This window comes from Streptomyces kanasensis, from assembly GCF_043077165.1.
GTDB lineage: Bacteria > Actinomycetota > Actinomycetes > Streptomycetales > Streptomycetaceae > Streptomyces > Streptomyces changanensis.
Genome location: NZ_JBIBSF010000002.1, coordinates 751,120 through 763,300 on the forward strand (window position 1 = coordinate 751,120; position 12,181 = coordinate 763,300).

General features: G+C 74.2%; 8 protein-coding genes and 1 pseudogene. 2 read left to right on the plus strand and 7 right to left on the minus strand.

Annotated elements, in window-relative coordinates:
• Window positions 1-69 precede the first annotated feature (69 nt).
• On the minus strand, window positions 70-489 hold the full coding sequence (locus tag ACF053_RS08545; protein ID WP_391953150.1) for a CBS domain-containing protein: 420 nt from the start codon (window positions 487-489) through the stop codon (window positions 70-72).
• Between the two features lie 104 nt (window positions 490-593).
• Window positions 594-1,691 (minus strand): PP2C family protein-serine/threonine phosphatase, encoded by a 1,098-nt coding sequence (locus ACF053_RS08550; protein WP_391953151.1) that lies wholly within the window; start codon window positions 1,689-1,691, stop codon window positions 594-596.
• 147 nt (window positions 1,692-1,838) lie between these two features.
• On the opposite strand from ACF053_RS08550, the gene ACF053_RS08555 reads away from it, so the two are divergent.
• Window positions 1,839-3,200 (plus strand): glutamine synthetase family protein, encoded by a 1,362-nt coding sequence (locus ACF053_RS08555; RefSeq protein ID WP_058944461.1) that lies wholly within the window; start codon window positions 1,839-1,841, stop codon window positions 3,198-3,200.
• A 377-nt stretch (window positions 3,201-3,577) separates the two neighbouring features.
• Here the strand turns inward: ACF053_RS08555 and ACF053_RS08560 are convergent, their stop codons facing one another.
• The 4 genes from ACF053_RS08560 to ACF053_RS08575 form a co-directional block, all read right to left on the minus strand.
• Window positions 3,578-4,576, minus strand: a complete 999-nt coding sequence (locus tag ACF053_RS08560) for a tyrosinase family protein (RefSeq protein ID WP_391953152.1) — start codon at window positions 4,574-4,576, stop codon at window positions 3,578-3,580.
• A 1-nt stretch (window position 4,577) separates the two neighbouring features.
• Window positions 4,578-4,913 carry a hypothetical protein gene (locus ACF053_RS08565; RefSeq protein ID WP_391953153.1) on the minus strand — a complete coding sequence of 112 codons (336 nt, stop codon included), beginning with the start codon at window positions 4,911-4,913 and terminating at the stop codon, window positions 4,578-4,580.
• A 326-nt stretch (window positions 4,914-5,239) separates the two neighbouring features.
• A complete protein-coding gene (locus ACF053_RS08570; RefSeq protein WP_391953154.1) occupies window positions 5,240-5,671 on the minus strand; it encodes a VOC family protein in 432 nt (143 codons plus the stop codon).
• Entirely contained in the window at window positions 5,668-7,746 is a 2,079-nt protein-coding gene (locus ACF053_RS08575; RefSeq protein WP_391953155.1) for a PIG-L family deacetylase, read from the minus strand. The genes ACF053_RS08570 and ACF053_RS08575 overlap by 4 nt, the downstream gene beginning before the upstream one ends.
• Window positions 7,747-8,079: 333 nt before the next feature.
• Here ACF053_RS08575 and ACF053_RS08580 point away from each other — a divergent pair, with 333 nt between their 5' ends.
• The gene (locus tag ACF053_RS08580; RefSeq protein ID WP_391953156.1) at window positions 8,080-11,067 is read left to right on the plus strand and encodes a bifunctional [glutamine synthetase] adenylyltransferase/[glutamine synthetase]-adenylyl-L-tyrosine phosphorylase; all 2,988 of its coding nucleotides are present in this window, start codon (window positions 8,080-8,082) and stop codon (window positions 11,065-11,067) included.
• 292 nt (window positions 11,068-11,359) lie between these two features.
• Here the strand turns inward: ACF053_RS08580 and ACF053_RS08585 are convergent.
• Window positions 11,360-12,122, minus strand: a pseudogene (locus tag ACF053_RS08585) (phosphatase PAP2 family protein); the annotation flags it as partial.
• Window positions 12,123-12,181 lie beyond the last annotated feature (59 nt).

Here is a 12,181-nt window from a genome sequence, read left to right on the forward strand (position 1 = left end):
GGGTGCGCCCGCCCCGCCCCAGCGCCCTGAGCGCGGTGGGGCGGGGCGGGGCGGGCGGGACCCTCGGGGTCAGGCCCGGGCGTACACGCCCTGGGCGAACTCCGCGACCTTGTCGTCGGGCAGGTGCCGGGCGAGGTCCGCCTCGCTGATGATGCCGACGAGCCGCTTGTTCTCGATGACCGGCAGGCGCTTGATCCGGTGGCCCTGCATCTCGCGCAGCACCTCGTCCACGTCCGCACGCGCGTCGATCCACCGCGGCGTGCCCTCCGCGACGTCGCCGCACGTGACGCGCGACGGGTCGCGGCCCGCCGCCACGCACTTGAGGACGATGTCGCGGTCCGTGACGATGCCGCAGAGCCGCTCGTTCTCGTCCGCGATGGGCAGCGCGCCGACGTCGTGCTCGCGCATCAGCTGCGCGGCGCGGTCGAGGGTCTCGTGGGAGGGGATCCAGTGGGCCCCGGGGTGCATGATGTCTCGGGCGGTGGTCATGAGGGTGCGTACCTCCGTGGAACGGCGTGCGTCGTCTCCCCGAGCACCTCCATTCTGGACGCGGCCCCCCGGCGCCGCGACCGGGCGCGGGCCGCACGGGGGCCTCACTCGCCGCGCGTCACCCTCAGCGCGAGCAGCGCCACGTCGTCGGCGACCCGGCCCGTGTACGACGACAGGTCGCGCCACACCGCACGCACCAGGGCCACCGGGTCGAGGTCCGGCACGATCCGTTCCGCCAGCGGGTAGAACACCCCGTCCGCGTCCCGCGCCTCCGTCACCCCGTCCGTGTGCGCGAGCAGCACGCACGACGGGTCCAGCGGCACCGTCGCGGTCCCCGGCGCCCGGAAGTCGGCCAGGCCCAGGCCGAGCGGCGGGCCCGGCTCCATCGCCACCTCCCGCACGCCGCCCTCCGTCACCAGCAGCGGCGGCGGATGGCCGCAGCTCAGCACCCGCGCCGCGACCTGCCCGCCCTCCCCGTCCCCGCCGGGGCAGCCGCCGTCGCCCGGCAGCTCCACCAGGACGGCCGTCGCGAACAGCTCCGACTCCTCGTGCCGCGCCGAGTCCACCACCAGCCGGCGGTCCAGCCGGGCGGCCACCCCCGACAGCTCCGGCTCGTCCAGCACCGCCTCGCGGAAGGTGCCGAGCAGCGCCGCGACCGTGGCGACCGCCGACAACCCGTGCCCTTGTACGTCCGCCACCACCGCCCGCACCCCGTACGGCCCGCTCTGCACGTCGTACAGGTCGCCGCCCACCAGCGCGGTGCGTTCCGCGGCCCGGTACAGCGCCCCGCACCGCACCCGCCCGACCCGCGGGGGCAGCGGCGGCAGCACCGCGAACTGCGCGGCCTCCGCGACCGTCCGCACCGACACCAGCTGCGCGTCGCGCCGGGCCCGCACCCACGCCAGGAACGCGCTCACCGCCCCGATCAGCGCGAACGCCAGCACGTCACCGCCCGTCACGTGCGCGGCCCGCACCTCCGGCACCAACAGCAGCCCCGTCATCACCGCCGACACCAGGGACGTCCCCCACACCCCGTACACCAGCGACGTCAGCGGCGCCACGACGGCGAAGGCGAACCCCAGCTGCACCGTCTCCGGGGTGGCCAGCTGGGCCGTGAGCACCGCCGCCAGCAGCAGCCACGGCATCAGGCGCAGCCAGCCGGGCGGCCGGGCACCGGGCAGTACGGCAGCGGCACGGTCCATGGCCCCAGTCTGCGCGCACCCGCCGACGCCCGCCTCCACGCCACCTGACGTTACGCACGCCACACCGGGCCAGGCACTATGGGTTCGCAACGCGCACGAAACCGTGTGGTGGCATGCTGGCCCTGATCAGCGAGGATGGGTGTGGAAATGGACAAGCAGCAGGAATTCGTGCTCCGAACGCTCGAGGAGCGCGACATCCGCTTCGTGCGCCTGTGGTTCACCGACGTGCTCGGCTTCCTCAAGTCGGTCGCGGTGGCCCCCGCCGAACTGGAGCAGGCCTTCGACGAGGGCATCGGCTTCGACGGATCCGCCATCGAGGGCTTCGCGCGCGTCTACGAGTCCGACATGATCGCCAAGCCGGACCCGGGCACCTTCCAGATCCTGCCGTGGCGGGCCGAGGCCCCCGGCACGGCCCGGATGTTCTGCGACATCCTCATGCCCGACGGCTCCCCGTCGTTCGCCGACCCCCGCTACGTCCTCAAGCGCATCCTCGCCAAGACCTCCGACCTGGGCTTCACCTTCTACACCCACCCGGAGATCGAGTTCTTCCTGCTGAAGGACAAGCCCGTCGACGGCACCCGCCCGACCCCCGCCGACAGCTCCGGCTACTTCGACCACACCCCGCAGAACGTCGGCATGGACTTCCGCCGCCAGGCCATCACGATGCTGGAGTCGATGGGCATCTCGGTGGAGTTCTCCCACCACGAGGGCGCCCCCGGCCAGCAGGAGATCGACCTGCGCTACGCCGACGCCCTGTCCACCGCCGACAACATCATGACGTTCCGCCTGGTCATGAAGCAGGTGGCGCTGGAGCAGGGCGTGCAGGCGACGTTCATGCCCAAGCCGTTCTCGGAGTACCCCGGCTCCGGCATGCACACCCACCTCTCCCTCTTCGAGGGCGACCGCAACGCCTTCTACGAGTCCGGCGCCGAGTACCAGCTCTCCAAGGTCGGCCGCTCCTTCATCGCCGGCCTGCTGCGCCACGCCGCGGAGATCTCCGCCGTCACCAACCAGTGGGTCAACTCCTACAAGCGCATCTGGGGCGGCTCCACCCGCACCGCCGGGTCCGGCGGCGAGGCGCCCTCGTACATCTGCTGGGGCCACAACAACCGCTCCGCGCTGATCCGCGTCCCCATGTACAAGCCCGGCAAGACCGGCTCCTCCCGGGTGGAGGTCCGCTCCATCGACTCCGGCGCCAACCCGTACCTCACCTACGCCGTCCTCCTCGCCGCGGGCCTGAAGGGCATCGAGGAGGGCTACGAGCTCCCGGCCGGCGCCGACGACGACGTGTGGGCCCTGTCCGACGCCGAACGCCGCGCGATGGGCATCGAACCCCTCCCGCAGAACCTCGGCGAGGCCATCTCCCTCATGGAGCGCAGCGAACTGGTCGCGGAGACCCTCGGCGAGCACGTCTTCGACTTCTTCCTCCGCAACAAGAAGCAGGAGTGGGAGGAGTACCGCTCGGAGGTCACCGCCTTCGAACTCCGCAAGAACCTGCCGGTGCTGTAAGCCCAGGTCAGCGCAGGTACAGCCCTGAAACGACGATCAGGGCCAGCGGCTGTCGGCCGCTGGCCCGAGTCGGGCCCTCGCCCGGCGCGGCGGCCTGGTGCGGGTGGACCGGGACGCGTTCGAAGCGGTCATCCGCGCTACCAGGGCATCCTGAAGCAGGACGTGCGAACGGCCGGGGCACGCTTGCGGCCAGGACACCTACCGCCGGCCTCCGGAACGCTCCGCGGACCACGTCGGTCCCGGGCGACGAGGTGGAGCGGACACCGTCCTGGTCGTGGTGCGGGGGCCGAGCGGTGCGGGCAGCTCGGAAGCGCAGACGCGGACGGGGTCGCCCGGTGCGCCGCCCCTGCAGTCGTTCTCAGGAGCGGCGGCCGCGCTCAGGGCAGCACGTCGTAGGTGCAGACCGAGGAGAAGTCGAGTACGGACCCCGGCGTCGCGGACGGCCCCAGCGGCGAGACGATTTCGTCGTCGATCCGCTCGCCTTTGAACGTGTTCGCCGGAAAGCTCATGTCGGGGGAGTAGATCCGGCCGAACCGGTTCATCCATCCCTCCCACATCCGGTCCACGTTGCAGTGGTGCAGGTAGAACGCAGGGTCGTTGGGAGAGGTGCCGAAGGCCATGTCACCGCTGATCCACACGTGGACCTGGTTGTGCATGTGGACCGGACGGAGAGGATCGCTCGGGGTCCAGCCTTCGAGCAGGTTGCGGAAGCCCTGCGAGGAGACGTCGAAGTTGCGGGTGTCGTAGCGGTCCACCGGCTGACTGCCGTTCGGCGGCGCGTAGGCGAGCGTGCTCTTGACCTCGGCGCTGGTCGGCAGAACGGGCCAATCCGCGGCGAAGGACCGGCTCAGGCCGCGGAGCGGGTCGGCCTGGACGGGCATCCCGCTGGGATCGCTTTCGATGCGAACGGTGAAGGTCGACGGATCGGCCGGATCGAAGGCGAACCTCCCGGTGCTGACCGGGTCGCCGTCCCCGCCGAGGTAGTCCTCGGCGAAGATGGTGGCATGGGTGGGCGAGCCGAGGTCGCCGTCGGCCGCCCAGTCCCAATAGGGGAGAGCGAAGCCCGGCTTGTCCAGGATCTTCCCGATCTTCGCCTCCAGCAGGCCAAGCATCACTCGGTGCCAGGGCAGGAAGATCGGCCCGGCGTGGGCGGCGTTGCGGTCGTTGGGATTCCCACCCGGTGGGATCGGGGTCATCATCGTCCAGCAGTGCCAGATCACGAACATGTCATAGGTGTGCACGGGAACGGCCGGCCCTGGGAGGCCGAGCTGCCGGGTGGTGAAGCCGCTCTTCTCTTGCTTGAGCGCAAGGACGCCCTCGATGTAGTCGTCCCGCGCGGCGGCGTCGGTGAGGATGTTCTTTCGGACGACGGACATCTCATCGGTCCTTCGGGAAGTACTTGGGGTACTTGCGGATCAGTGCCTGGACCGTTTCCACCGCCGAGGCGAACTGGTAGGTCGGCAGGCCATGGCAGGACAGCGTGCCGTCGTCGTGCACCTTGAGCCCGACCGCGAACGGCCGGCCGTCCACGGTGATCTCGTAGGTGGTGACAATCTTGATCTTGTGGCCTTCGTACTCCGCCTCGCGGACGGATGCCACGCGGCCGTGGTGGCCCATGTGGTCATGCGAGGGCTTGATGCTCGCGAGATGGTTTCCGAACGTTTCAGGGGCCATGCCGGCGGCCAGGTCTGCTGGAGTGATGGTCGGGTCCATGTCGACATCCCAGGACGTTGCGGTACCGGCGCGCCGCCGGACTGCGGACGCCGTCCCCCTCTCACCATCCCGCCGGAACGGGAACCGCGCCGCTCGGGCGCCCGGCCGATCGCGTCGCCGCCTGCCGTCCCACACGGAGATCAGAGCTGACCGACCCTCCGCCCCCGAGAAGAGTCGCGCTTCCCTCGCTCCCAGCGCCGGCGGGGTCACGGCCTTCGAGCTCCGCGGGAACCTGCCGGTGCTGTAGGCGGACGGTCCGCGCGCCCCCGCCCGGTACGCGCCCCCGTCCGGTGGGGGCGCGGGCCGGGCGGGACGGGTCGCGGCGGTTACCGGTCGGCGAGTTCCGAGGGGACCTCCTGGACGGACCAGCCGTTGCCGTCCGGGTCCTGGAAGAAGAGCCACGCGTTCCACGTGCCGCCCTTGCCCTCCGACCAGCCGCCCGGGCCGAGGTGCCGTACGGCGCTGACCTCGACGCCCCGGGAGAGGAGCTCCTCGCGGGCCGCCTCGATGTCGACCACGCACAGCTGCAGGCCGTGCACCGTGCCCGGGGCCGGGCGGTGCTGCTCAGGGGCCGGGGGCATGCCGCTGTGGAGGGCGATCGAGCAGCGCGAGCCCGGCGGGGTCAGCTGGATGACCCGCACCCCCGGGGCGACCTCCGTGTCCACGTCGACGTGGAAGCCGCACCGGTCGGCGTAGAACTCCTTGGCCCGGTCCAGGTCCGACACGGGCAGGTTGACCACTTCCAACGTCCAGTTCATGGACCGATTCTGGTCGGCCCGCCCGTGGCCGTCCACAGCAGCCGGCCGTCGAGCCCCACGACCGCCACTCCGTCGGCCACCCCCGCCGGGGCGCCCGCGAAGAGCGGCCCCGCCGTGCTCCACGCGCCGCCCCGGGCGGCCGGGGCCGTGGCCAGGCCGCCCGCGCGGCCGCGTGCGGCGAGCCGCCCGCCCTCGGCGCTGACCGCCCCGTACCCCCCGGAGCCCGGTACGTCCCGGACGGCCGAGGGCCGGCCGGAGCCCGCCGCGAAGCGGGCCACGCGCACGTCGCCCGAGTCGGGCCTGCGGAACCACAGCCCCACCCCGTCGCCGTCCGGCGCGGCGCCCAGCGCGACCGTCGTCGCCGGCAGCCCCGTCGCCACCGGCCCGGTGGGCGTCCCGCCGCCGGCGCCCCGCGTCCAGGCCAGCACCGAGTCGGCCGTGGCGGCGAAGACGTACCCGCGGCCCGCGGCGTCCGCCACCGCCACGGGGTCGCCGTGCACCCCGCTCCCGCCGGCGACCGCCCACCCCGACCAGTCGCCGCCCGCCGTACCGGAGGTCACCGTCAGCCGGTGGCGCGCGTCCCGCACGAACACCGACAGGGCGCCGGCGCGGTCCACGAGCACGGCCGGGCGGCTGATGTCGGACGTGCCCGCCGCGTCGTCCGGCTCGGGCGTGCCCAGCGACCGCCACGGCCCGAACGGCCCGCCCGGCGCGCCCTGGACGACGTACCCGACCTCACGGCGGTACGGGTCGAGCCGGGTGCGCGAGCCGAAGGCGGCGACGCGGCCGTCGGGCAGCGCCACCGTGGTCACGGACCCGTCGAGCCCGCCGCCCGGCAGCAGCAGGGGCCCCGTCCAGGCGGCGCCGACGGGCTTGCGCCACACCGCCAGCCGTCCGTCCAGCACCCCGAACGCGTACAGCGTGCCGTCGCCGTCGCGCCGCAGCCAGGAAGTGGACTCGCCACGCGTGTAGCGGATCGACTGCGCCCAGTCGCGCCCGGCCGGCCGGGCCGCCACCTTGCGGTCGCCGCACCCCGCCGGGTCCCCGCAGTGGTCCTCCAGGTCCAGCCAGGCGTAGGTCTCCAGCGACCGCAGCTTCTCCCGCGCCGTCGCCGGGTCGAGGCTGTGCGGCAGACCGCCCGTGGCGTACCCCAGGTACGTCTGCACGCCGGTCGCCGGATGCCCGGGCGTGCGCGCGTACCGCTCCAGCGCCGCCTGGGCGAACCGCGCGCCGTACATGTGGTCCTGGTGGTCGGAGAGCGCGCCGTCCCCGTCCCGGACGCCCGGCGTCGGGTCCAGGGTCCGCACGAACGTCGGCCGGAACCGCTCCAGGAGTCCCGCCACCGTCGCGACGACCTCGTCCTTCGTGTACGCGAAGCCGTCACGCACCGGCGAACCGGCCGCGAGCTGCGACCCGAGCTCCGGCACGCGCCCGTCCCACAGGCCGCGCAGGCTGTCCGGGCGGTCGCCCGCGACGCTGCCCGCCTCGCGCAGCTGCACCCACACCAGGCTGACGCCCGGCCGCGCCCGCAGCGTGTCCAGCTCGGCGCGGGCCCCGCCCGCGGTGGTGACGGCGGTGCGGTCCCAGGGGCTGGTGCGGTTGCCGGTGGCCATCTCCGCGTACGCCGCGCGGATGCCGTTCTGCCGGGCCTCCGCGTACGCCGCCTTGTCGGCGGGCGGCTGCGGGTCCTGGCTGCGGGCGTTGCGGCCGTCGGACTCTCCGGCGGTCAGGTACACGGAGGTGAGGCTGCGGCCGGCGGCGATGGTGCGGGCGGTGTCGGGGTTCATGAAGAACAGGTCGTCGTCGGGGTGGGACACGATCTGCATCACCGCGCCGCCGTCCGTCCGGACCGGCTTGACCGCCACCTCCTCCGGTACGCCCCGGCTCGGGACGTCCGAGGCGGTCGAGGCACCGCCCGCCAGCAGCAGCGCCCCGGACGTGACCCCGGCCAGGACGGCCAGGGAGCCGGCGGCCAGGGCGGCCCGGCGGGGGAGGAGTCGGACGGGACGCGACACGCTGGCGCCTTTCGGGAGGTCGAGGAGGGAACCGGAGGAGAAGAGGGGGAATGTGGGCAAGCGGTTCATCCCGGCCGATGTGCGCTGCCTCACGCCCGCGCGCACTGGCCACGGCCAGGCGGCAGGCGGTCCCGGGCGCCCCCTGCGCCCGCCGTCGCAGGCGGCCGGCCCCTCGCGCCGCCGCCCGCCGCCCGCCGCCCGCCGTCCTGACCGCCCGCGACCCTCGCGCCCCGCAGCTCACGGCCTGGGCCTGTCGCCTCGCGGCCCGCCGCTCACGACCGGGCCCCCGTGCCGCGCCGTCCACCACCCCGGCGTACCGCCGTCCACGTAGCGCGCGTGACGTGGGCCGATAGGCTCGACCGGAGCGTGGTGCGAGCGGAGGGAGTGGCCGACATGACGACGGCGCCGGGGCGTAGGAGCAGTACCTTCACGCGGCTGCTGCGGCACGGCTTCATCGACGCGTCCGCAGCCGAGCGGCTGCTCGACGTGCCGGCGCTGGCCCCGGTCCGCTCCGACCCGGTCCTCCTGGACGCCCTCGGCGCGACCGCCGACCCCGACCTGGCGCTGCGCGGGCTGGTCCGGCTCGCCGAGGCGCAGCCGGGCGGGGCGCAGGAGCTGCTGTCCACCCTGGTCGCCGCGAAGCCGCTGCGGGACCGGCTGCTCCGGGTGCTCGGCGCCTCCGAGGCGCTCGGCGACCACCTGGCGCGCCACCCCCTGGACTGGCGGGCCCTCGTCACGTACGAGCCGGCCGACCTCCACCCGGGCGTCGCCGAGTTCGAGCGGGACCTCGCGGGCGCCACCGACCCGGTGTCGCTGCGCGTCGCCTACCGGCGCAGCCTGCTGGCCATCGCGGCACGTGACGTGTGCGGCACCACGGACGTCGCCGAGACCGCCGCCGAGCTGGCCGACCTGGCGACGGCGACCCTCCGCGCGGCGCTGGGCATCGCGCGGGCGGCGGCGCCCGACGACGCCGCGCGGTGCCGCCTCGCCGTCATCGCGATGGGCAAGTGCGGCGGCCACGAGCTGAACTACGTCTCCGACGTGGACGTGATCTTCGTGGGGGAGGCCGCCGAGGGCGGCGACGAGCGGGAGGCGCTCCAGGCGGCCACGCGCCTCGCCTCCCACCTGATGCGGATCTGCTCGGAGACCACCGTCGAGGGCGCGATCTGGCCCGTCGACGCCAACCTCCGCCCCGAGGGCCGCAACGGCCCCCTCGTGCGGACGCTCTCCAGCCACGTCGCCTACTACCAGCGGTGGGCGAAGACGTGGGAGTTCCAGGCGTTGCTCAAGGCCCGCCCGGTCGCCGGCGACGCGGAGCTGGGCGCCGCCTACGTGAAGGCGCTGTCACCGATGGTGTGGCAGGCCGCCGAGCGGGAGAACTTCGTCGCCGACGTGCAGAAGATGCGCCGCCGCGTCGTGGACAACATCCCGCCGGCCCAGATCGACCGCGAGCTGAAGCTGGGCCCGGGCGGCCTGCGCGACGTCGAGTTCGCCGTGCAGCTCCTCCAGCTCGTCCACGGCCGCAGCGACGCCACGCTCCGCAGCGGCAAGACCCTCGACGCGCTCGCGGCGCTCGCCGCCGGCGGATACGTGGGACGGGTGGACGCCGCGCAGCTCGACGACGCGTACCGCTTCCTGCGCACCATGGAGCACCGCATCCAGCTGTACCGGCTGCGCCGCACGCACCTGGTGCCGGAGGGCGACGAGGACCTGCGCCGGCTGGGCCGCTCGCTGGGCCTGCGCACGGACCCGATCGCGGAGCTGAACCGCGAGTGGCGGCGGCACGCGTCCGTCGTGCGCCGCCTGCACGAGAAGCTGTTCTACCGGCCGCTGCTGGACGCCGTCGCGCAGCTCGCCCCGGGGGAGATCCGGCTGCGCCCCGAGGCGGCGGGCGAACGCCTGGAGGCGCTCGGCTACGCCGACCCGGCGGCCGCCCTGCGCCACCTGGAGGCCCTGTCGTCCGGCGTGACCCGCAAGGCCGCCATCCAGCGCACCCTGCTGCCCGTCCTCCTCGGCTGGTTCGCCGACTCGGCCGACCCCGACGCGGGCCTCCTCGGCTTCCGCAAGGTGTCGGACGCGCTCGGCAAGACCCCCTGGTACCTGCGGCTGCTGCGGGACGAGGGCGCGGCGGCGGAGAACCTGGCCCGTGTCCTGTCCGCCGGCCGCCTCGCCCCTGACCTGCTGCTGCGCGCGCCGGAGGCGGTGGCGATCCTGGGCGCCCCCGAGGGGCTGGAACCGCGCGGCCGCGGCCACCTGGAGCCGGAGGTCCTCGCGGCGGTGGGGCGGGCGGACGGCGCCGAGCAGGCCGTCGCGGCCGCCCGCGGGGTGCGCCGCAGGGAGCTGTTCCGTACGGCCGCCGCCGACATCGTCGCCTCGTACGGCACCGAGGAGGTCCCGGCCGACGCGGACGCGGGCGCGCTGGTCGACCGGGTCGGGCAGGCCCTCACCGACCTGACCGCCGTGACCATCGCGGGCGCGGTGCGCGCCGCCGTGCGCGCCGAGTGGGGCGACGAGCTGCCGACCCGCTTCGCGGTGATCGGCATGGGCCGGTTCGGCGGCCACGAGCTGGGCTACGGTTCCGACGCCGACGTGCTGTTCGTGCACGAGCCGCGCGAGGGCGTCGACGAGCAGGAGGCGGCCCGGGCCGCGAACCGGGTCGTCGCCGAGATGCGCCGGCTGTTGCAACTGCCCACCGCCGACCCGCCGCTGCTCATCGACGCGGACCTGCGGCCGGAGGGCCGCAGCGGGCCGATGGTGCGCACCCTGAAGTCCTACGAGGCGTACTACCGGCGCTGGTCGCTGGGGTGGGAGAGCCAGGCGCTGCTGCGCGCCGAGCCGATGGCCGGCGACGCCGACCTGGGGCGCCGCTTCGTCGAGCTCGTCGATCCGCTGCGGTACCCGGCGAAGGGCCTGGACGAGGCGGCGGTACGGGAGATCCGCCGGCTGAAGGCGCGGATGGAGAACGAGCGCCTGCCCCGGGGCGCCGACCGCACCCTCCACACCAAGCTGGGCCGCGGTGGCCTGTCGGACGTGGAGTGGACGGTGCAGCTGCTCCAGATGCGGCACGCCCACGAGGTCCCCGGCCTGCGCACGACCCGCACGCGCCCCGCGCTCGCCGCGGCCCGCGAGGCCGGGCTGATCAGCGAGCGGTACGCGGCGACGCTGGAGGAGGCGTGGGTGCTGGCGACCCGCGTGCGCAACGGCGTGATGCTGGTGCGCGGCCGGGCCGGCGACACCTTCCCCTCGGACGCGCGGGAGCTGGGGGCCGTCGCCCGGTACCTGGGGTACGGACCGGGGCACGTCGGCGAGATGGTCGACGACTACCGGCGCACGACGCGCCGGGCCCGGGCCGTGGTGGACGAGTTGTTCTACGGGGCGTGAGCCGCGCCGACGGCCGGGGCGGGGCCCGCGTCCACGGCGGTCGCCCCCGGGGTGGTGACCGCTCCCGCGGCGGCGTCGGGGGCCACGGCGGCGTCCGGGGCCGCCACGGCGTCGAGAGCGGTCACGGGGACGCCCGCGGCGGGGACGCCCACGGCCGGCTGGGACATGGCCGGCTGGGACACGGCCGCCTCGGACACGACGGGCTCGGCCGCGACCGGCCCGGACGCGGCCGGCTCGGGGACGCCGTCGGCCGGGGCGGGCACACCGGCTCCGCGCCCGGGGCGGGGGCCGGCGTACCGGGGCAGCCGGTGCGGCAGCGCCCCGTACCAGGCGGAGACCACGGCCAGGCCGAAGCCGACGCACAGCAGGCCGCCCACGGCGTCCATCCAGAAGTGGTTGGCGGTCGCGACGATGACGACGAGCGTGGCCGTGGGGTACAGCAGGCCCAGGATCCGCGCCCAGGGCGCCTTGGCGAGGGCGAAGATCGCCAGCCCGCACCAGAGGGACCAGCCGATGTGCATCGACGGCATCGCCGCGTACTGGTTCGACATGTTCTTCAGGTCACCCGAGGCCATCGAGCCCCAGGTGTGGTGGACGAGCACCGTGTCGATGAAGTTCTCGCCCTCCATCAGCCGCGGCGGCGCGAGCGGGTACAGGTAGTAACCGAGCAGGGCCACGGCGGTGGTGGAGAACAGCACCATGCGGATCGCCGCGTAACGGCCCGGGTGCCGACGGTAGAGCCAGACCAGCACACCGATGGTGACGGCGAAGTGGAGCGTGGCGTAGTAGTAGTTCATCGAGACGATCAGCCAGTCGACCGAGTCCGCCGCGTGGTTGACCGTCTTCTCGAAGGCCAGGCCCATGCTGTGCTCGACGCGCCAGATCCAGTCGGCGTTGCGCAGGGCCTGCGCCTTCTGCTCCGGTACCGCATTGCGAATGAGCGAATACACACCGTAACTGACCGCGATGAGCAGGATTTCGAACCAGATGCGAGGGTGCCGCGGGGACCGCAGCCGCTGCCACGCGGCCCGGCCCTCCGCCGAACGGCCTGGCATCGTGGTCAAAGTCCTGTCAGTCATGGGCCATGAGTCTGCCAGAAAGGTCCTTCAGGTCG

Excerpts from the sequence above, each read along its gene's own strand:
- ACF053_RS08545 (WP_391953150.1), bottom strand. The coding sequence starts at position 489 with ATGACCACCGCCCGAGACATCATGCACCCCGGGGCCCACTGGATCCCC.
- ACF053_RS08550 (WP_391953151.1), bottom strand. The coding sequence starts at position 1,691 with ATGGACCGTGCCGCTGCCGTACTGCCCGGTGCCCGGCCGCCCGGCTGG.
- ACF053_RS08555 (WP_058944461.1), top strand. The coding sequence starts at position 1,839 with ATGGACAAGCAGCAGGAATTCGTGCTCCGAACGCTCGAGGAGCGCGAC.
- ACF053_RS08560 (WP_391953152.1), bottom strand. The coding sequence starts at position 4,576 with ATGTCCGTCGTCCGAAAGAACATCCTCACCGACGCCGCCGCGCGGGAC.
- ACF053_RS08565 (WP_391953153.1), bottom strand. The coding sequence starts at position 4,913 with ATGGACCCGACCATCACTCCAGCAGACCTGGCCGCCGGCATGGCCCCT.
- ACF053_RS08570 (WP_391953154.1), bottom strand. The coding sequence starts at position 5,671 with ATGAACTGGACGTTGGAAGTGGTCAACCTGCCCGTGTCGGACCTGGAC.
- ACF053_RS08580 (WP_391953156.1), top strand. The coding sequence starts at position 8,080 with ATGACGACGGCGCCGGGGCGTAGGAGCAGTACCTTCACGCGGCTGCTG.